26 protein-coding genes are annotated in these 19,816 nt (G+C 29.7%); 8 read left to right on the top strand and 18 right to left on the bottom strand.

Translation table 11 applies throughout. The features are described 5' to 3' along the window. The first annotated feature begins 26 nt into the window (after window positions 1-26). A complete protein-coding gene (locus FBFL15_RS11130; protein WP_014084687.1) occupies window positions 27-512 on the top strand; it encodes a hypothetical protein in 486 nt (161 codons plus the stop codon). A gap of 334 nt (window positions 513-846) precedes the next feature. After that, window positions 847-1,023, top strand: a complete 177-nt coding sequence (locus FBFL15_RS16540; RefSeq protein WP_158309101.1) for a hypothetical protein — start codon at window positions 847-849, stop codon at window positions 1,021-1,023. A 145-nt stretch (window positions 1,024-1,168) separates the two neighbouring features. On the opposite strand, the gene FBFL15_RS16535 is transcribed toward FBFL15_RS16540, so the two are convergent. The 17 genes from FBFL15_RS16535 to FBFL15_RS11040 form a co-directional block, all read right to left on the bottom strand. Then, complete coding sequence (locus FBFL15_RS16535) at window positions 1,169-1,318, bottom strand: hypothetical protein (RefSeq protein WP_014084685.1); 150 nt, start codon at window positions 1,316-1,318, stop codon at window positions 1,169-1,171. A 350-nt stretch (window positions 1,319-1,668) separates the two neighbouring features. Further along, on the bottom strand, window positions 1,669-2,286 hold the full coding sequence (locus FBFL15_RS11115) for a hypothetical protein (RefSeq protein WP_014084684.1): 618 nt from the start codon (window positions 2,284-2,286) through the stop codon (window positions 1,669-1,671). A 13-nt stretch (window positions 2,287-2,299) separates the two neighbouring features. Next, window positions 2,300-2,782, bottom strand: coding sequence for a hypothetical protein (locus FBFL15_RS11110; protein ID WP_148267915.1), 483 nt, complete (start codon window positions 2,780-2,782; stop codon window positions 2,300-2,302). A gap of 85 nt (window positions 2,783-2,867) precedes the next feature. Then, window positions 2,868-3,542, bottom strand: coding sequence for a hypothetical protein (locus tag FBFL15_RS11105; RefSeq protein WP_014084682.1), 675 nt, complete (start codon window positions 3,540-3,542; stop codon window positions 2,868-2,870). 148 nt (window positions 3,543-3,690) lie between these two features. After that, the gene (locus tag FBFL15_RS11100) at window positions 3,691-4,248 is read right to left on the bottom strand and encodes a hypothetical protein (RefSeq protein WP_014084680.1); all 558 of its coding nucleotides are present in this window, start codon (window positions 4,246-4,248) and stop codon (window positions 3,691-3,693) included. A gap of 1 nt (window position 4,249) precedes the next feature. Continuing rightward, window positions 4,250-4,435 carry a hypothetical protein gene (locus FBFL15_RS11095; RefSeq protein ID WP_014084679.1) on the bottom strand — a complete coding sequence of 62 codons (186 nt, stop codon included), beginning with the start codon at window positions 4,433-4,435 and terminating at the stop codon, window positions 4,250-4,252. A 7-nt stretch (window positions 4,436-4,442) separates the two neighbouring features. Then, a complete protein-coding gene (locus FBFL15_RS11090) occupies window positions 4,443-5,102 on the bottom strand; it encodes a hypothetical protein (protein ID WP_044032275.1) in 660 nt (219 codons plus the stop codon). Beyond that, window positions 5,102-5,614, bottom strand: coding sequence for a hypothetical protein (locus FBFL15_RS11085; RefSeq protein WP_148267914.1), 513 nt, complete (start codon window positions 5,612-5,614; stop codon window positions 5,102-5,104). The genes FBFL15_RS11090 and FBFL15_RS11085 overlap by 1 nt, the downstream gene beginning before the upstream one ends. 11 nt (window positions 5,615-5,625) lie before the next feature. After that, complete coding sequence (locus FBFL15_RS11080) at window positions 5,626-5,832, bottom strand: hypothetical protein (RefSeq protein ID WP_148267913.1); 207 nt, start codon at window positions 5,830-5,832, stop codon at window positions 5,626-5,628. Window positions 5,833-5,925: 93 nt separating this feature from the next. Further along, window positions 5,926-6,666 (bottom strand): hypothetical protein, encoded by a 741-nt coding sequence (locus tag FBFL15_RS11075; RefSeq protein WP_014084675.1) that lies wholly within the window; start codon window positions 6,664-6,666, stop codon window positions 5,926-5,928. A gap of 2 nt (window positions 6,667-6,668) precedes the next feature. Beyond that, complete coding sequence (locus tag FBFL15_RS11070) at window positions 6,669-7,283, bottom strand: hypothetical protein (RefSeq protein ID WP_044032273.1); 615 nt, start codon at window positions 7,281-7,283, stop codon at window positions 6,669-6,671. Beyond that, complete coding sequence (locus FBFL15_RS11065) at window positions 7,225-7,779, bottom strand: hypothetical protein (protein ID WP_014084673.1); 555 nt, start codon at window positions 7,777-7,779, stop codon at window positions 7,225-7,227. Before FBFL15_RS11065 ends, FBFL15_RS11070 begins: the two co-directional genes overlap by 59 nt. Then, on the bottom strand, window positions 7,739-8,296 hold the full coding sequence (locus tag FBFL15_RS11060) for a hypothetical protein (RefSeq protein WP_148267912.1): 558 nt from the start codon (window positions 8,294-8,296) through the stop codon (window positions 7,739-7,741). Before FBFL15_RS11060 ends, FBFL15_RS11065 begins: the two co-directional genes overlap by 41 nt. An 11-nt stretch (window positions 8,297-8,307) precedes the next feature. Next, window positions 8,308-8,553: a hypothetical protein gene (locus tag FBFL15_RS11055; RefSeq protein WP_044032271.1), complete on the bottom strand. Its 246-nt coding sequence runs from the start codon at window positions 8,551-8,553 to the stop codon at window positions 8,308-8,310. 274 nt (window positions 8,554-8,827) lie between these two features. Next, window positions 8,828-9,298 (bottom strand): hypothetical protein, encoded by a 471-nt coding sequence (locus tag FBFL15_RS11050; RefSeq protein ID WP_014084672.1) that lies wholly within the window; start codon window positions 9,296-9,298, stop codon window positions 8,828-8,830. Window positions 9,299-9,310: 12 nt separating this feature from the next. Further along, a complete protein-coding gene (locus FBFL15_RS11045; protein WP_014084671.1) occupies window positions 9,311-9,664 on the bottom strand; it encodes a hypothetical protein in 354 nt (117 codons plus the stop codon). Between the two features lie 295 nt (window positions 9,665-9,959). Then, window positions 9,960-10,586, bottom strand: coding sequence for a hypothetical protein (locus tag FBFL15_RS11040; RefSeq protein WP_014084670.1), 627 nt, complete (start codon window positions 10,584-10,586; stop codon window positions 9,960-9,962). A 183-nt stretch (window positions 10,587-10,769) separates the two neighbouring features. Here FBFL15_RS11040 and lysA point away from each other — a divergent pair, with 183 nt between their 5' ends. From lysA to FBFL15_RS17215, 6 genes are all read left to right on the top strand, one after another. Next, complete coding sequence (gene lysA / locus FBFL15_RS11035) at window positions 10,770-11,975, top strand: diaminopimelate decarboxylase (RefSeq protein ID WP_014084669.1); 1,206 nt, start codon at window positions 10,770-10,772, stop codon at window positions 11,973-11,975. A gap of 275 nt (window positions 11,976-12,250) precedes the next feature. Beyond that, window positions 12,251-12,670 carry a nucleoside-diphosphate kinase gene (locus tag FBFL15_RS11030; protein ID WP_014084668.1) on the top strand — a complete coding sequence of 140 codons (420 nt, stop codon included), beginning with the start codon at window positions 12,251-12,253 and terminating at the stop codon, window positions 12,668-12,670. A 291-nt stretch (window positions 12,671-12,961) separates the two neighbouring features. After that, window positions 12,962-13,201 carry a hypothetical protein gene (locus FBFL15_RS11025; RefSeq protein WP_014084667.1) on the top strand — a complete coding sequence of 80 codons (240 nt, stop codon included), beginning with the start codon at window positions 12,962-12,964 and terminating at the stop codon, window positions 13,199-13,201. Between the two features lie 149 nt (window positions 13,202-13,350). Next, the gene (locus FBFL15_RS16995) at window positions 13,351-13,476 is read left to right on the top strand and encodes a hypothetical protein (protein WP_262493558.1); all 126 of its coding nucleotides are present in this window, start codon (window positions 13,351-13,353) and stop codon (window positions 13,474-13,476) included. A 419-nt stretch (window positions 13,477-13,895) separates the two neighbouring features. Continuing rightward, window positions 13,896-14,363 carry a hypothetical protein gene (locus FBFL15_RS17220; protein ID WP_415711131.1) on the top strand — a complete coding sequence of 156 codons (468 nt, stop codon included), beginning with the start codon at window positions 13,896-13,898 and terminating at the stop codon, window positions 14,361-14,363. A gap of 580 nt (window positions 14,364-14,943) precedes the next feature. After that, window positions 14,944-15,252 carry a hypothetical protein gene (locus FBFL15_RS17215; protein ID WP_420834434.1) on the top strand — a complete coding sequence of 103 codons (309 nt, stop codon included), beginning with the start codon at window positions 14,944-14,946 and terminating at the stop codon, window positions 15,250-15,252. A gap of 1,106 nt (window positions 15,253-16,358) precedes the next feature. Here the strand turns inward: FBFL15_RS17215 and FBFL15_RS11020 are convergent. Then, complete coding sequence (locus tag FBFL15_RS11020) at window positions 16,359-19,811, bottom strand: hypothetical protein (RefSeq protein WP_014084666.1); 3,453 nt, start codon at window positions 19,809-19,811, stop codon at window positions 16,359-16,361. Window positions 19,812-19,816 lie beyond the last annotated feature (5 nt).

The raw sequence follows: 19,816 nt of genomic DNA, 5'->3' as shown, positions 1-19,816 counted from the left end.
GAAATTACAAATTAAATCAAATAAAGATGAAAAAATTGATGTTTTTATATGTATTAACTATAGCTTTAGCCGTAAACGCCCAAGTAGGTATTGGCACCAAAACTGTTTTTCAAAGTAGTATTTTAAATTTCAACGACAACGATTACAGAGGCATTATTTTGCCAGCAACCACCACCGTTACTACCCCCGTAAAAGGAACCCTTACATTTGACCGTACTACAAAAACGGTACAATACTTTGATGGCATTTGGAAAAGTTTAACCAAAACAGGCGAACTACCCACAACCCTAAATGCCAATAACGACATCAAATCAGGCATGATTATAGGAAAAACAACCTCCTCAGCACCAGGAGTTTTAGTATTAGAATCCACAACAAAAGCCCTAGTATTGCCAAGAATGAACGAACCACACCTCAACATTCCAAACCCAGAAGCGGGTACCATTTGTTATGATTTGACCAATAAAGTACTGTGTATCTACAACGGAAAAGAATGGTCGTTTTGGCAATAATACCAAACACTCATATAAAATAGCCCAATCTGCTAGCTCTTTTTCTCCAAATATTTCACAAAAAAATAATTACGTAGCCCAGCTATGAAAATATTTTTTTATAAAATCTTGAAAAAAAATAGCATTGCATTTTTAGACTATTTTATATAAGTGTTTGGTATAACAACTACAAACCAAGGGTATAAAAACAAAAAAACTCCCTATAATTTCAAAAAATAGGCTTATATTTACAGCCAATAAATATATTTGGTAAAAAAACAAGTTTGAAGAACCAAACACCAATAAATCACCAAGCGATAACATAAAGGAGCCATAACAAATAAATTTTACATACATGAAAACAAAATTATTGATAGCCAGCATCATCCTTTTTAGCATGGCAGCCTGTTCAACAAGCAATAGAGTATGTGGCGGCGGATGTGGCAAACGATGTGTAGAAGTATATAAACCTAACAAAAAAGGCCCAAAACACATTCAAAATCAAACAACAAAAGCATATAAACAAGTATAAATATCCAAATCATTTGGGCACCTATTCCGCCTTCCACTCCCGCTTTTTTTTCTTGCCGCAAACCCAACAATCCGTCGAGCGGCAAGAAAAAAAGAGCTCCGTTCAAGTCGGGGTGCAAGCCTGCCCAAGACCAATGTTATGCAATTCAATGGCCTACACTAAGGGTGCCAAAGGCAATGGTGCCAATGTCGCCAAAATTGTCGCCAAGGCTGTTAAATCCCGTGCCTTTTATCGCAACACCATTTGCATCTACGCTCGTGCCTCCGTTGTATAAACTACTTGCTATGGTAATCAATTTTTTTAGAAAGTTATATCTTTGTCAAAGTTTAAAACTTTGACAAAGATGGTTGATACAAATTTAAAACTTTGACAAAGATGGTTGATAAAATTTTAAATCTCAAATAAATAGCTTTTTTTTACAAAAATAATAAATAAATTTTAAATACATCACTTTTTGTTTAGATTATTTATGTTTTGTAATAAAAAACTTTAGATGTTACGAGTTTTGCTCCATCTATTTTTAAAAATATTCAGGATTAAATTCTTACAAAATAAAATATTTAAGCCTCTTATTATTAAAAAAATGTTATTCAATTTGAAATTAATATATTCAACAACCTTATAATTTGTTTGTCATTTTAAAGGCTATATTTTTGGTAAAGAAGATAATTGTTCGTATTTTTCTTTTAAAACATTAGCTTTGTTAATATCTTTATTGAGACCAAAACCATTTCTATAAAGAATTTCTAAATATTTTATACTCATTACATCATTATTCTTATATCCCAATTTTAAGAAATACAAACAATAATTTTTTATTTCTGGCTCTAAAACATTAATCGATCTAAAATATGGAATATAACTCGCATCTGCACCATTATAAAACCGATTAATATCCTTACCAATGTAAAATTCGTATAAATTATCAAAAGCATTCGTACAATAATTGTACCTCTTATGTTTTTCAATCATAATCAAAGTATATGGAAGAAGTTCATGCTTTTTTGATAGATTATAACCATAGTACAAACAAAGTTCATTGTATGCTGACTCGCTTCCATGCTGTATTACATCAAATTTATCATCTTTAACTCGATCTTCTTTAAAGTATCTGGATTTTTTAAACGATTCTTTAGTTATAGTTTTTTCCTGTAGCTCAAATAATGTAACGTCAGTTACAGAACTTTCTATTTTTTCATTTTGGCATCCTAATATTATAAAAAAGCATAATGTAACAAGGATTATTTTTTTTAATTTTAACATATATTTAGAATTATTATTGATTACTAACGTTGTACTTATATTTACCATCTTGAAATTTATTATAACCTAAATTATGAAAAACTCCGCCACTATGATAACCAGACATACCACTCGGAAAAACATATCCTGCAGCGGCATAAATAGTAATTCCATGTGGAATCGATAAGATATTTGCAATATTTCTACCATAACTAGTTTCTCCAGTAGTACATGGTTTAATATTCATTGTTAAATTTTTAGTTTGACCATTTTTAAAATTTCTATACATAACACTATCAGTATATAATTTTTTAACAATTAGATTACTATTGGCTAATAGGTTAATATTCGCAAAACCATGTTGATTTCCATGTGCATATATAGTTAATTCTCCCATTCTTAACGGTTCTGACTCAGCTCTATTAAATAAATCCGTATCATTCTTAGGGCTAAAATAATTCAAACTTTCACTTGTTATATTTCCATTTGAATCTTTAGTATATCTCCTCGATGACAATCCTGTACTTTTATGAGGTGTACCATGAAAAGTGTGATTCAGTGCACTAACTACAAGCCCGTTAATACTCCAAAACTTTCGCAAATTACTTCATCATCATAAGTTCCTTGAAAGAATATTTACTATATTTTTTGCTTGGTTGTAAAGGCGGAGGTGGAGGACTCTTTATCGTTTTAATTTTTAGCCTAAACACATTCGACTGATAATCGTTAAAATCATACTTTGAAATGATATTTCTAAATTCTTGTTCATTTATATTTGTGTTTTTTATTTTTTCTTTTATTTGATTTCCACATATTTTCAGTGAAACTTTATAGTATCTTGAGGGCAAAACTTTATATGCTTTCAAATAATCCGATTCATCTTGTTTATATAGATTAATTACAAATCGCTTTTCTTCATTTGGTAAAAACAGAATAGTATTATTTTTTATTTTAGATTTAAAATCCTCTTCATCTTTAATACCAGAATTATAGTTATTAAATGTCGATACAGGTATGAAAGATTTATGTCCATTCAATTCTAAAAAATCTAAATACATTTTTGAAGAATTAATATTAGTAAATGTCTTTTTACTTTGGTAAAAGACACCTAGATTTTTTACATCTAAAAATAAATATTTTTTTTTGGATGTATTATTAATTATTCTTATAACAACTTCTGACTCGGAATTCGATGTTGCTGTTATTGTTAAATCTTTTTTCTGTGAGTAACAATTTAATACAGAAAGGCTGAAAATAAATATTAATATATTTCTCATCTGTGGTACAATTTAGGGTCATAAAAATAATTACTGTCATTTGAAGCACCTAGACCTCTAACAAAGTTAAACGCCCCTTTTTCAAAATAATCGGTATATGCGTTATGCAATTTTATACCTCTCAAACACATAATGTACAAGAAGCATTTTAATTAACAATCAAATCGATATTTGTTTTCAATTTATTATTAATAAAGTTATACATGTTTTCTTCCTTATAATCAATAAAATAAACTTTATTCTTTATTCTTTTGTAATACCAATTTTTAAAACCGATATAATCATTAAAACCTTTTTTGTACTTTAAAAAAGTAAGTTTCTCTACTAAAATTTGTGCTGATTTCTCATCCTGAAAAATAAATTCATAGAACTCAATTTCATTAATATAATCAATGTTTTGACAAAAATAAGATATTATAATTGCGTCTGCATCTGTAAATATAGAAGTTTTCGATTCTTTATTAAAAATCTTAAGATTGGAGATTGTTCTAAATTCTCTATTTGATTCTATTTTGGCATCGAAAACTTCTTGTTGAGTAGCATCGCAGTTATTTTCAACTCCAATTAAAATGCTTTTCATTTTAGAATCATATATCTTTGGTGTTTTTCCACTAAAAAATAATGTATCTATTTTAATGTTATTGTTTTTTTGAGCCAAAACAGCTAATGAAAACAGCATATGTATAGTTAAAAATATTTTTCTCATATCAAAATAATTTTGGGGTTGGTGCATATTGAATATTTAATCTAATACTACCATTTCTTGCAGCATTTGATAAATCGCTATTGAAACTTAATTGAGACATGTAGCTTTTAAGTTGATTCCACATACTTCGTCCTCCGGCAATTGCAATAAATCCATTATTCCCTTCTGCACCTTTTAAACTGTTCATTTAAATTTTAGTCAAAAATTAACGATACTTTGTTCGAAACTATCTTTTCATAATAAGGAGCATATCCTAGTTCTTGTAAAGTATCTATTTTTCCTTTACTAATCCGTACTTCTGTTATTTCTTTTAGCATTTGATATTCCAATTGTAGTTCATATTTCTTACCTTTTTCTAAATCGTAATGATATGTAAAAACACCTAATTTATGACTTAAAAAAAATGGTATTTCTAAATATCTTGAACTTTTCTTTTTTATAAAAATGGCATTCTTTAATAAGATATAATCTTTATAAAAAGCATCTGATTGGGAAATCTCCTTCTTGATACATTCCATTTTGCCTTTGTCGATGCCTATTGTTTTTTGTACAGTGCCTTCTCCTTTCATATAAATCAATTTATCCTCATTGTAAATAAAAGGCTTTAATATAAAACTACTATTTGTTTTAGGGTTAAAATCAGGGTAGTCATAAGTTCTAGTAGTATCCAATGTAATAAAATAGTTATTGGCTGTATTGTTTATTAGCAGTACTTTTAAAACGGAATCATTAACTACATTGAAGGGTTCTACTAAAAAGAAAACATTATTTTTTATTGTTGTTTTTTTATCACATGCTATTATTGTTAATCCTAATAATAACATTATTATTCTTTTATTTATAATAAGTTTCATTATTTAACAGTATTAAACGTTCTCAAATTGCTATTCATTATATTTATACTTGGAGATCCTCCCCTTTGTTTCTCCCAATAATGTGCTTTGTATTCATCAAGTGCATCTGCTCTAATTACACCAAACTTACTAACCCAACTGTCATAAATTCCTGTATTAAAATAAATGTAATGATTCAACTCATGACCTATCGTAGAAGCTAATGTATGCCAACTGCTTAGTGCAGCTCGACTAATTTCTATTTGACTAGCATGAGTAACACCATTTCTAGTAGTAGCCACAGTTTGTCCATAAGCAGCCTCGCCGTTTGGCGATATTATTTTATCTTTCAAAAGAAACGCTGGGTCATCTGCTTGAGCCATCATGTTAGGATACATATTTTCTGCAAAGTCTCCTAATTCACTTTGTTCTATTTGAGCAGTAGCGTTAGGATTCTTGCCTAAAGCAACTAATCGTTTGTCAATAAACTGGTTATTCTGAATCTGATGCATCGCATAATTCAACCCACTCACCACCAGCCCTGTTACAGCACCTTGCCAAAGGCAATGGTGCCAATGTCGCCAAAATTGTCGCCAAGGCTGTTCAATCCCGTGCCTTTTATCGCAACACCATTCGCATCTACGCTTGTGCCTCCGTTGTAAAAACTTCTTGCTATACTACTCAAAGCTCCAGCGGCAAAGCCACTCCAAAAGCTACCTCCGTTTACGGCAGTCATACTCCCCTGAAACACGGCTTAATTTTAATAAAAATATAACAAAAAATACTTTTAACGGCATCTCACACGAAAAAATTTGGGCTGGAACGGTATTTTAAAGATTAGAAATTACTCCCATTCTGGTTTTGATTTTAGTTTTTTTATTTTTTGCCGAATATCTAGTTCGTAATCAAATTTAATTTTCATTTCATCTGAAGGTATAAAATACATTGTATAAATATATGGACTAACAAATTGACCTTTTACTTGATTGTCAAATTCTTTTACTATTTTGCAATTATACTTTTTTAGTATTTTATAAATAATTTTTCTCTTATTAGTTGAATTCGAAAACTTATAAAAATATCCCGTAGAATCTTTATCACCAAATGTGTAAAAAGCTCCTGCTAAAAATGAAATAATATTTGACTTTTTCGAAAATAAAATTTTATTTTCATTCAATGTACCGTTGTATTGTTGTACTTTAATATTGCTATTTTCTTCAATTTTCTTAAATATAAAAAAACTATTAATATTATTTTTAAGGTATTCTGAATTTAAAATATAAAATTCATTATAATTTTTACAATATGGGACTGTCACTTCTCTTTTTATTTCGTAAACTATCTTTTCATTCCCTTTAATATGAATTTTGATCAAAGTATCAAGCCTATAAAGGCTGTGGAGTCTTGTTTTGTGAAAATGATAATCAATTGAATTAATATTTTCACTTTGGCCTTTTTCAATATTTCTACCCATATAATCACTTACAAAACCAACTAAAAAGTAATTAAGATTATAATTTTGCGAATAGGTTTTAAAGAATGAAAAAGCCAAAAAGAGTATAAAAAAATTTAAAATAGTTTTCATTTTTATTTATTAAAATTTACGGTTCTTATATGACCATTGTTAAAAGCCGACAAGGGTAATGTTTGATATGTGCTATTTAATGGATTCATAACTTGAATAGTGGTTTGATAACTAATAACACCTCGAGTATTTGTTGTTTGCGTAACGGTTATTTTATTTATACCAACTGTATGCATAACATCACCATTTTTATATGTAATTACTGACGGATTTTCACTTTCCATATTAGTACCAATCGTTCGGATATTATTTGTAGAATTAGTAACATTTAAATTGAAACTACTTAAAACATCTGTTTTTGATAATTGCATAAAATCAGCTCCAGCACTTTTATCTAAATTAAGTACTTGTCCTGTTTTGTATTCTATTATGGATTCCATAACTTCTTGGGTACAACCAACTTCTGGATCTACTTGCTGGTGTATTGGTAAATTACCGTCTGGTGAACTTGCGGTTGCTGGTAAATTATACGTTTTTGTTTCTTGAATTGTATTGATTTTATGTGCCACATGATTCAACCTACTCACCACCAGCCCTGTTACAGCACCTTGCCAAAAGTTATCCCGAACCTGTAAGTATTTTCTTTTTAAAAAGCCAAAAATTATTTTTTCTAACAAAATAATATCGTTCTTTAATCATGCTTATACCAATATTTTTTTTCACATCAATAGTGGCTTCATTATTTTCTATTTTTAAATTTGAAAATTTCACAAATAATATATTACTATCGTAATTATTTATTTTAACAAGTTTTATTTTATATTCAGATTTGAATTTAACCAAATCGTTTGGACACATTTTAAATTTTGAATATTTTAATGGATTAATTTTATTTAAGTTTCCTTCGTTATCAATTAATACAGAATCTAAAATACCAACAGTTATCTTTTCGATTTTTATATCTTTAAATTTTTCCGATACAGGAATTTTACTCATATCAAACCGTTCAACAGAATCGATTAAAAAATTAATATTTTGAATGATCAATTCCTTGCCACTGTTTTCAGTTTTTACTTGATTTTTACAATTGCAAATACTTAAAAAAAGCAGTATTAATAGTATAATTTTATATTTACCATCCATTTCTAGTCGCACTATTTGTTGAACTTCCATAAGTTTGTATTGATCCAAAAGACCATCTTTCGAAAACTTGACCTACTTCATAATTTGAAATATTGCCTTGTGAGTAATTACTTGGTATACTATTCCAATACCTTCCATAATGCACTAACTCGTGTAAAACTGTAACTGCAGCAAAAAATGAAGACCCATATAATCCTACTTTCGTACCAAAAACATCACAATAACCGCCTCTATCGAGGCTTTTAGCAACATCATTACGAATGTGTATATGAGTTGGGTCAAAAGTAGAATCTGATTTATCTCCAAAAAATTGCCCCCAATCACTAATACCTCCAACCTTTACAATATTTGCTAAATTCTTTACTGATAAGAGTTTTAATGTTTCAGCTTTAGTAAATCCACTTAATTTTGTAAAATATTTCATTACAGTTTCATTATTCTTTACAAATGATTTCAATTTTGAAAGTGTTTTATATAATCCAGGGTACTTGCTCTCAATCTCACTTTTAAGTTGCATCGAATGAAACGTGTGATTGAGTCCACTCACCACCAGCCCTGTTACAGCACCTTGCCAAATCGAAGATTCATCGAATACCGCTGAAAACAATTATCGATGAGATAAAAGTTACCACCTGTAAGGGCGGCACCTGCACTGCCACTAAGGGTGCCAAAGGCAATAGTGCCAAAACCATTACTTAATCCTGTTGCACCACTAATACCTTTATGTATTGTTTCAGTCGTAACATCGCCTAATGTTTCAAAAGTACTACCACCTTGCCAGGCACTACTTGCTATGCTACTCAAAGCTCCAGCGGCAAAGCCATTTATATCTACAAAAATAATAAATAATTCTTTTAAAAGCTCTTTTTTTAGAAATTTATTGATGAAAATTTTAAAAACAATTGGACTAATAGCGATAAAACAACCGTCTTTAAAATTATTGATGAAATACTAAGCCCTAAAAAGTTTAAAGACTTTTTTAATAATAACGCTGCTTTTTTGTAAATTAGAAAACCCGAGCAATGCTCGGGTTTTGTTCAACTATTTTGACTTTTATTCCAAAAACATTATTGTAATTTTAAAAATATAAAGCGTTTGATTTTTCAGCTTTATTAATCTCTTCTTTTGATTTAATTATATTGTTAATCTTGTCAATAAAAACTTTTAAGTTTTTATATTTTTCATTATCCAATGGGTTTTGTCTAAAGTCAGACCTTATTGTGATAACCTGTTCATCACCACTCGTAAAACCAATAACATATTTTACGTCAAAACTAGGCATAACTTTAGTTTTCTCATCAATTACCAAAAATTCTTTACCGTACTTTATAATATTCTCATTATTGTATGTCTCTTTTATATTAAATAATTCTTGTTTTTTTATAGAAAAATTATAAATTCCGTCTTGTTTGTCCATAAAATGAACTTTATAAATACCTTTAAAAAGGTTAATTTCAGATGATTTGTCATTTTGTATTAAAACGTAATTTATTTCTTTTTTTGAGCAAGAGATAAATAAAAATAAAAGTACAAAAATTAATTTTCTCATTTTAAGCCTGTATTAATGTAACTTGGTAAATCGAAGATTCATCGAATACCGCTGAAAACAATTATCGATGAGATAAAAGTTACCTCCTGTAAGGGCGGCACCTGCACCGCCGCTAAGGGTGCCAAAGGCTATTGTGCCAATGTCGCCAAAATTGTCGCCAAGGCTATTCAATCCTGTGTCTTTTATCGCAACACCATTTGCATCTACGCTTGTGCCTCCGTTGTATAAACTACTTGCTATACTGCTCAAAGCTCCAGCGGCAAAGCCATTCCAAAAACTACCTCCGTTTACGGCAGTCATACTCCCCTGTAACGTGCCATGTGCCAAGGCTTGAAACGTGGCACGTGACCAAAAATTGGTAAACAAATTCTCGGCACCACACCCAATACCAAAAGTTACTGCTCCAGAAAATGCTCTACAAATAATATTGTTAATAATTTTTATTTAAAAATGGAAATTCAAAATCTTTTTATTTTTTTCACAAAAAAATACATACACTCGTTAATTGATAAGCAAAAATGATTTAGCACTTGTTTTGTCAAATTTTAAAACATTGACAATTTTTTTGTAACGAAAATGTAAAGTGTCACATTCCATTTGTTAGTAACAAAAATCAGACAAATATAATTAAAATTCCGTTATTGTTTATCAAACGAAACTTTTATTTGAAAAATAATTGATATACCTTTTGGCTTTGATTAGACCCTAAAAGTTGCAAACGCCCATCATCTGTAATTTTTACCACTGCATAATTTATTATAGATTTATTTGTAGCACCTTTATTTATAATATCAGCATAAGAATTATAATTTTTTATTAATATAATATATTCTTTATATATATAAGAAATACATCTTTGTGGATTATCCAATTCAGTTTCAAAAACTTTTACTGCTACATTGTTTTTTGCACTCGAATTTGGCAGCAAAGCATAAACTGTTTTACTAAAAACCATGTCGTTTTCAGATTGTTCAAAAGCTACAAAATGCAAGTTTTTATTCGAAATGGCTAGGCTTCCGTAATAATATTGGTGAGTAAAAAACCTGTTTTTAAAGAAGTATTTTTTTATATTCTTATTGTTTTTTAAATTCAAAACGGGAGTGCAAGAATCAAAATTCAAGGTATCTACAAGACCAACTTTTTTTATTGTAATGGGTTCAAATACCTGGTTTGGATACACAACTTGTTCAAACAATGTAGCATTGTATTGTAAGTTGTTGGTCGGGTTTTGGCAACTCCAGACTAATAAAACTAATAAATTAATAAGAAATATTGTGTTTTTTTTCATAGACGTAATTTATGTTATTTCAATTAAAAAAAATGAGTGTTACAAAGATATAAATCATTTTTTATTAATAAAAATTAATACCGAATGTTATATTTCAAACATTTTGTTATAATTTGTTAATTATTCGCTTTTTTCTTTGAAAGTATGGATTTGTATTTTAAATTTGCATCAAAAAATACAATCATGCAACCAAAAGATTTAGTACATATAGCAGACACTTTCGGAAGTCCATTATACGTTTATGATGCCGAAAAAATAGAATTCCAATTCAATCGTTTGAAAAATGCTTTTGCAAAAGTAGAGCGACTTCGGATAAACTATGCCGCAAAAGCACTTTCCAATGTTTCGGTATTAAAATTATTAAAAAGCCTGGGTTCTTGCCTGGATACGGTGTCTATCCAAGAGGTAAAACTAGGTTTACATGCAGGTTTTGAACCCCATCAAATCATTTATACCCCAAATGGTGTTTCGTTTGAAGAGCTAGAAGAGGCCGCACACTTGGGTGTACAAATAAATATCGATAATTTATCTGTTTTGGAACACTTTGGTACAAAATATCCTAATATTCCTGTTTGTATCCGCATTAATCCTCACGTAATGGCAGGGGGCAATGCCAATATTTCTGTGGGCCATATCGATAGTAAATTTGGTATTTCGATCCATCAAATGCCACATATTTTGAGAATTGTAGAAAATACCAAAATGCACATCAACGGCATTCACATGCACACGGGTTCTGATATTTTAGACATCGAAGTGTTTTTATATGCTGCAGAAATTTTATTTGATACCGCCAAAAATTTTAAAAACCTCGATTTTCTTGATTTTGGAAGCGGGTTTAAAGTGCCTTACAACAAATCGGACATTGAAACCGACATTGCAGAGTTGGGCAAAAAATTGAGCAAAAGATTTTTGGCCTTTGAAAAAGAGTATGGCAAAGAATTGACTTTGGCTTTTGAGCCTGGCAAATTTTTAGTTAGCGAAGCTGGATTTTTCTTGGCCAAAGTAAATGTTGTCAAACAAACCACATCTACCGTATTTGCCAGTATCGATAGTGGTTTTAATCATTTGATTAGACCCATGTTTTATGGATCGCAACACCATATCGAAAATATTTCAAACCCAAAAGGCAAGGAACGTTTTTATACCGTTGTAGGTTATATATGCGAAACGGATACTTTTGGTAATAATAGACGGATATCTGAAATCAAAGAAGGCGATATTTTATGTTTTAGAAATGCAGGAGCCTATTGCTTTAGTATGTCGTCCAATTATAACTCTAGGTACAAACCAGCCGAAGTGCTTTGGAAAGACGGACAAGCCCATTTGATACGTGAAAGAGAAACTTTTGAAGATTTGTTGAAAAATCAAATTGTATTGGATTTGTAAAAAAAATAAATTGTAGTCTTTTTTGTATTTATCCACATTAAAATAGTAATTATTGTACTAAATTTTAGTTGAAATTTTAGTTTTGTAAAATGATGTTTTTGTAAAAAATAGTTAGCTGCTTAATGATATTGTATCGTTTTTGTTAAAAATATTTTCATTAAAAATTTATGCTATCAACCTAAGTATTGGATGTAAGTTATGTTTTTTGAAAGTAATTAAGAATTATTCAAAAAAAGTGTTATTTTTGCAGTTATAAATTAAAAATTAATAAAAAAATGGCAACCAATAGAACATTTACAATGATAAAACCAGATGCAGTAGCAAATGGACATATCGGAAATATTTTGGCAATGATTACCCAAGCTGGGTTTAAAATTGTATCCTTGAAACTAACTCAACTAACAGTTGCAGATGCAGAGGCTTTTTATGCCGTACATGCAGCACGACCATTTTATGGCGAATTAGTTGCTTTTATGTCTAGAGGTCCCATAGTGGCCGCCATTCTTGAAAAAGACAACGCAGTAGCCGATTTTAGAACCCTAATTGGTGCTACAAATCCTGCCGAAGCTGCCGAAGGAACAATTCGTAAGGCTTATGCAACTTCTATGGGCGAAAATGCCGTTCATGGATCAGATAGCGACGAAAATGCGGCTATTGAAAGCGCTTTCCATTTTTCGGGCAGAGAGCAGTTTTAAAAAATATTTTTTTGATAAGCTATAAAAAAGTTGAAAACACCCCTTGTTTTCAACTTTTTTTGTTTAAAAACAGTATCTCAAATGGCTTGTCATTTTTACTACTATTTCAAAATAGAGGTTATACCAAATATTTTTTATAATTATATTTTGTATAAAATAACAGTTATATTTAGTTATACTTTAAATTTGTAGCAATCATCTTTGCTAATTTGATAAATATTAGTTACTAGTTTTATAAATCCAAACATTGTATCTTTGCATTGTCAAAAAAAAACAAAAACAACTAAACTAATGACAGCAAAAATAAAATTGATTTGGGATTTTAGAGGACAAACAGCCACACCTATTGCCCAACATCATGTAGTGCATTTAAACGAATACATCAAAATAAACGAGTTGCCACTTCAAATAACTGGTTTTGAAACCCATTCATCGTTATATGCCACGGCATTTATGGTGGTGTATCAATCGGATATGCTAGCTGTTAGGGATGCCCTTAAACCCCACCGGGCTGTGGTTTTTGAAGAATAAATTTGAACAAATTGCATTTTGAATAACATCAAACACCTTCGACATTTTTATTCAAAACCAATATTTTATCAATATAAGATTGATTTTATTGGAATCGTGCATTTGATATTTTTTTGTATAAAATATCGGAATTTACCTAAGATAAAGCAGTGCGTATCAATATCAATGTATATGAGAAAGCCTTTGGACTCGACAAAAGTGATGCGGCACTCGAGTATATTCCTTTGGTATATCAGCCAGTTGGCAACGTCATTTTGAACCGAAAACACCATTAAGGCATGAGAACTATTTTTGATAAACTAGATTTTTTTTTTCAATCCACAGCCCCAAACTGACTAGTATTTTTGAAAAACGGATCATTTTTTATAGGTAAAATTAAAAGCGTATATAGAAATGACCAAATTATAAAATTTGAAATACGACCACTACAAAGTAGCACCGCAATACAAGACCTTTTAGAAATAGCAACAACTGCTGTTCAAAATATTGAAAGTGCACCCTAACCTCCAAAACGTAGATGTGAACCAGACATAAAAAAAGCCTCTCCAATAAGTGGAGAGGCTTTTTTATTTGGGTGTTGCAAAAAAATTACAAATTTGAATCGCAATAATAGCAGTTCCTTCTTTGGGGGCTTTTTGTTGTGTTTACCCTTCAAAATAAGGGCATTAGCCCCCTAACCCCCAAAGGGGGAACATTGAAATGTAAAAAGATAATTATTTCTAAATACAAAATTTCAAAGAACATTTTACACGCAAAGTTGGTAGCTCCCCCTTCGGGGGTTGGGGGGCTTTTTGTTGTGTTTACCCTTCAAAATAAGGGCAGTTACAACAAAAAAGTAGTTGACCCTATTTGGGGAACGGTTGTGTTTACCCTTCAAAATAAGGGCAGTTACAACAGTATCATTGTATATATCAATAATAATGGGTTGTTTTTACCCTTCAAAATAAGGGCAGTTACAACCACATTTAAACGTAATATTCACGTTCCAAAGTTGTGTTTACCCTTCAAAATAAGGGCAGTTACAACTGAAGAAATTCAATTAATACGAGAAGAAAAGTTGTGTTTACCCTTCAAAATAAGGGCAGTTACAACAGTAGCACAAATAATGTTTATAGACGCAGAGTTGTTTTTACCCTTCAAAATAAGGGCATTAGCCCCCTAACCCCCAAAGGGGGAACAATGAAAGGTAAAAGACATTTTTTTCAAAATAAAAAATTTTCAAAGAACATTTTATACGCAATGTTGGTAGCTCCCCCTTCGGGGGTTGGGGGGCTTCTTTGTTGTTTTTACCCTTCAAAATAAGGGCAGTTACAACCTAGCTTTGGGGTTGATTGTGATGGCACTAGTTGTGTTTACCCTTCAAAATAAGGGCAGTTACAACCTAGCTTTGGGGTTGATTGTGATGGCACTAGTTGTGTTTACCCTTCAAAATAAGGACAGTTACAACATTTGCTACAGTAAATGGTATTTTACAACGTTGTGTTTACCCTTCAAAATAAGGGCAGTTACAACATTATAGCTGCTCTTACTTTGGCAGAACCTGTTGTGTTTAACCTTCAAAATAAGGGCAGTTACAACGGTGCACAGGGTATTGGTCTTTTCCGTACAGTTGTGTTTACCTTTCAAAATAAAGGCAGTTACAACTCAGAAATCTTACATGATCGACGTTTGTAAGTTGTTTTTACCCTTCAAAATAAGGGCAGTTACAACAGTATTTTATTTACAAATTGCTGGCTTGGGTTGTGTTTACCCTTCAAAATAAGGGCAGTTACAACGGAGTTGTTTGGCAAGTAAAAATGATTGGTGTTGTGTTTACCCTTCAAAATAAGGGCAGTTACAACGTTAAAACACCCAATATATATGGGTTGATTGTTGTGTTTACCCTTCAAAATAAGGGCATTAGCCCCCTAACCCCCAAAGGGGGAACATTGAAATGTAAAAAGATAATTATTTCTAAATACAAAATTTCAAAGACCATTTTACACGCAAAGTTGGTAGCTCCCCCTTCGGGGGTTGGGGGGCTTCTTTGTTGTGTTTACCCTTCAAAATAAGGGCAGTTACAACCAGCTCAATTTGTAACAACACAAGAATAGGTTGTGTTTACCCTTCAAAATAAGGGCATTAGCCCCCTAACCCCCAAAGGGGGAACATTGAAATGTAAAAAGATAATTATTTCTAAATACAAAATTTCAAAGACCATTTTACACGCAAAGTTGGTAGCTCCCCCTTCGGGGGTTGGGGGGCTTTTTGTTGTGTTTACCCTTCAAAATAAGGGCAGTTACAACGACATTCCACTATGGTAGCACTGGACAAAGTTGTGTTTACCCTTCAAAATAAGGGCAGTTACAACTCAGGTCTTGTCTGAAGGAAGAGCTAGAGGTTGTGTTTACCCTTCAAAATAAGGGCAGTTACAACTCAGGTCTTGTCTGAAGGAAGAGCTAGAGGTTGTGTTTACCCTTCAAAATAAGGGCAGTTACAACTGAAAATACTGACACCGATGCACTAGGTAGTTGTTTTTACCCTTCAAAATAAGGGCAGTTACAACAGGCAACTAGTAAAAGTTGTAGGTGCAGAGTTGTGTTTACCCTTCAAAATAAGGGCAGTTACAACTACAAGGCTGATGACGAGGATCAACTATTGGTTGTGTTTACCCTTCAAAATAAGGGCAGTTACAACAATTATGAATGAAATCGTTCCTTCCTCACCGTTGTGTTTACCCTTCAAAATAAGGGCAGTTACAACAAAAACAGAAAGATATTATCTACCAAAACTGTTGTGTTTACCCTTCAAAATAAGGGCAGTTACAACATGAAGGCGGTTATTTTGCGTATGAAATTAGTTGTGTTTACCCTTCAAAATAAGGGCAGTTACAACTTATGTATTTTTTTGTATTGAGTTCCTTCTGTTGTGTTTACCCTTCAAAATAAGGGCAGTTACAACAATAAAATGGCTTGTTATCAATTACGTGGGTTGTGTTTACCCTTCAAAATAAGGGCAGTTACAACAGTAACGTTGTAATGCCTTGTATTTCAAAGTGGTAAAGCTCATTTTTATTAAATAAAATGGGCAAATATTTTCTTGTTGGGTGCTAATATAGTCATTTTTTTAATTGTAGTTTTCAAGATTTCAAGATTTCAAAGAGCTGGATGTGGTTAGTTTATTTTTTTTTTAAAATAACTTGGTTTATAAATTTTTGCAAAACCCTATTTTTTTTTACTTCTTTATCGTTTTTTATTGTTTTACTTTCATTTTTATTAAATAAATTCAAGTAAAAATTATTATGTTTAAACTTAATGAATAATAAAATTAAATACTCCTGAGGTTTTGATAAGTCGTTTATAGTAGAAACGTTTTGCAATTCTTCTTTGATAAATTTTTGCTCCACATTTAATAAAAGATTATCAAAAGTTTCTAATAAAGGTAAATGAAAATGACAAGCTATATTCCTGTAGTTAATTATTTCATTTTCATTTTCTTTTATCCAAACTTTTGAAAATTGTTTTAATGATGGTATCTCACTATTATCAATATAATTTTTTGATAAAATACATTTATCCTTTAATATAAAATATTTTTCTAGTTCCATCAATACCTCTGTAAACTTTACACTATCATTTATAATTTTATTATTTATTGTATTAATGTCTTCAATTTCTAAATCATTCTTAATTATTATTTCATATCCAGCACTATCTTTTCCTTTTTTTATTTTATTTTTTGAAAGGTATAAAGGCAAATCTATTAAAAATCGAGCTTTTAGGTTGTTTTGATTTTTTATTGCAATCATTTCTGTATATCGCTCTAATTTATTAAAGGGAACCGATATTTTATAAGGAGTATTAGCATCATTTATAGTAAGAATTATTTTTGATGTTAGTATTTTTTGAATATCAATTTTATGAACGTTTTTTTTGTCAATATAATTGTATGCAATTTCATAGAGCAAACAATCTTCTAATTTATTTGATTTTAACTTGTTAAATAATTTACCACAGGTTTTATATTGGTCTATTGATAATTTACTTTGAAAATAAAAATCCGAGATTAAGTATTCTACATTTTCTAATGATTTATATTGAATCACATTGTTTTCTGAATTTAATAAATTTTTATCAATTAAATATTTTGAAAAGTGATATACATTGATGAAAACTTGTTTCTGTAATATTAAATTTTTATAGTTTTCAAGTGTATATCTGTTTTCATTATTTGTTGGCTTATTTGTTTCAATCCATTTTTTAAATAGTTCTTTTGTTTTAGCATAAAAAGCCTCTAAATTAACAGAACTTTCAAATAGGTTTTTATACTCTTGGTTATCAAAAAAATGTTTTTCAGAAAATAAATCCCTTAAATATTTTTTATAGGAATCGTTGCCATTGAAGGCAAACATCCATTTGCAATAATCATTAAACTCCTCTCGTGTAATGTTTAAATTTTTATGATGTCCAAATTCATGTTCTTTGTTTTTTCTTTTTTCAATAACTGGGTCTTTTTTTTCAAATGCAGCATTACCTTCTTTCAGAGTATTGTATTTTTCTTTAAAATACATCATTTGACAAGCTTTTCGTATAAAATGCAACTTAAATTGTTTGCCTTTATTTCGTTTTACAAAGTCTTCTTTGTTTTTTTCATGTTCTGCCTTTTTTAAGAGTTTTTTATATTGTTCTTCTCTAAAATCTGCTTTTTTTAATAATGTTTCAAAAGCATTTTCTGGAGCTTTATCTTGTTTTGCAGGAGCATAATTATGTAAAAGTCTTTTGGGAAGAATTTTTTTGTATTTACTTTTAAAATCTGGATTGGATTTTATCAAATCTAAAGAGGCTATACTTTCTTCAACATCTTTTTTTAATTCACGGTAATAATTATTTACCAATTTATAACCTTGATTTTCTACATTTTCATTGTATAAGGCATTTTCAAGAAAATAAATCATTAAGTTTCGTTGAATTTTTAAAATCTTTTCTTCACTACCAATACTTATTTTTACACTCATAGAATTGTTTTCTTCTACAAATGGACAATCCCAATAGGAGTAATTTTTTAAATGCTCTTCATATTTAATATAAGTAGTAACTTTTCCTTTATGAAATTTTACATCATCATTGTTTTCATTGCTTTGCAAAAATTCATCTTGTTCTTGAGTATCATAAAATTTGTAGCATTTGAAAAAAGCATCTTTACCAAAATAATTGTTTTCAGCTAAAAAACGCATGGAAAAATCCATAAATCTGTCTTGATTCCTTCCATGCGACTTTACTAGTTTATGATTGTCGATTCTTTCAATCAATTTATTTGTTTTCGGATTTGAATATAATTTTAAACCAAAATCTTCTTTTTCCTTTTCTGTGAAGTCGTTATATTCTAAAAACTTTTCATATCCAATGCTATTAGGGAAATACTCTTCTAAAACATGTTTCTTGACAAATATCTTAAATTTATCTTCTTTTACATTAAAAGAAATTGGCGTAAGAGCGCTTGCAATTTCATCTCTGTATTGTTTTATATGCGGATTGTGTCTAATCTCTTCGTTGTATGATTTATTACTAAATGAAGTTTGATTCCTTTTTTTGTTTGAAGCAAATAAAAACGCTTTTGCTTCTTTTTTAAATTGAATATCTGTTGCAAAACTTGGATAGTTACTATTTAGTTCAAATTCTATAATGCTATCTATTAGTTTTGTAGTCATTATTTTGTTTTTATTTTCAGATTCCAATTTTAAATCGTTATTCCATGCTGTCGGATAATGGTTTAAATACTGAATCATATCTCTAAATTTTATTAAATGACCTTCTTCGGCATCAATATCTTGACTTGTAAATTTCTTTGAAAAAAATGTAAACAACTCTTGTTTTGATTTGTTATTTTTAAAATCATACAATTTTGGTAATAAATGATTCGCTTCATTTTTATAAAGGAAGATTGTTATTAGAAACAGCATTGCTTCAAAGGTTAAGTACTTTCCCTTTTCAATATTTAAAATGTTGTGTTCATTATTTATATTCCAAATTTTATTTTCAGTAATTGTAAAAGTTAAAATATATTCAATGGCTTCGTCTTTTGATAAATTAGTAAAATAATTTAGCAATGCTGTATTTTCATCTTTAATAAATAATTCTTTTAAAAATAAAACAATTTCATTGTCTAATGGATATTTTTTATTTACTTTATAATATTTCTCAATAATTGCTAATTCAAAACTTTCTTTTAAAAAATGAAACACATTAGAATCTATCTTGTTTAAATTTATATCATTAAAATTATGAACATAATGGTTATTAATATTTCTGATAGAATTTATTAATTTTTGAAGTTTTATGCTAAATTCTTTTGTGAAAAAATCTTTTTGTAGTGTTATGAACTTTAATGGTTTTTCATCTTTGAGTTCTTCAATCAAAACATAATCAAATACTTTTTTTGTATCTATCTGCTTAAAAGAATGACCTATTGAAAAATAATGCAATCTTGCTTCTTTATTCAAATCGTTTTTTTGTTTACTTTTTATATTATCTAAAGCTTTTTCAGTAATAGGCGCAGCAATACCTTTAGTATTAAATATTTTACTAATACAAATTTCGTTTTCCTTATCTAATATTTTATTTAAATTTTCCATCTCCT

Source organism: Flavobacterium branchiophilum FL-15, assembly GCF_000253275.1.
Taxonomy (GTDB): domain Bacteria; phylum Bacteroidota; class Bacteroidia; order Flavobacteriales; family Flavobacteriaceae; genus Flavobacterium; species Flavobacterium branchiophilum.
Note: the sequence above shows the minus strand (reverse complement) of the source record. Positions and strands in the feature narration are given on the sequence as shown.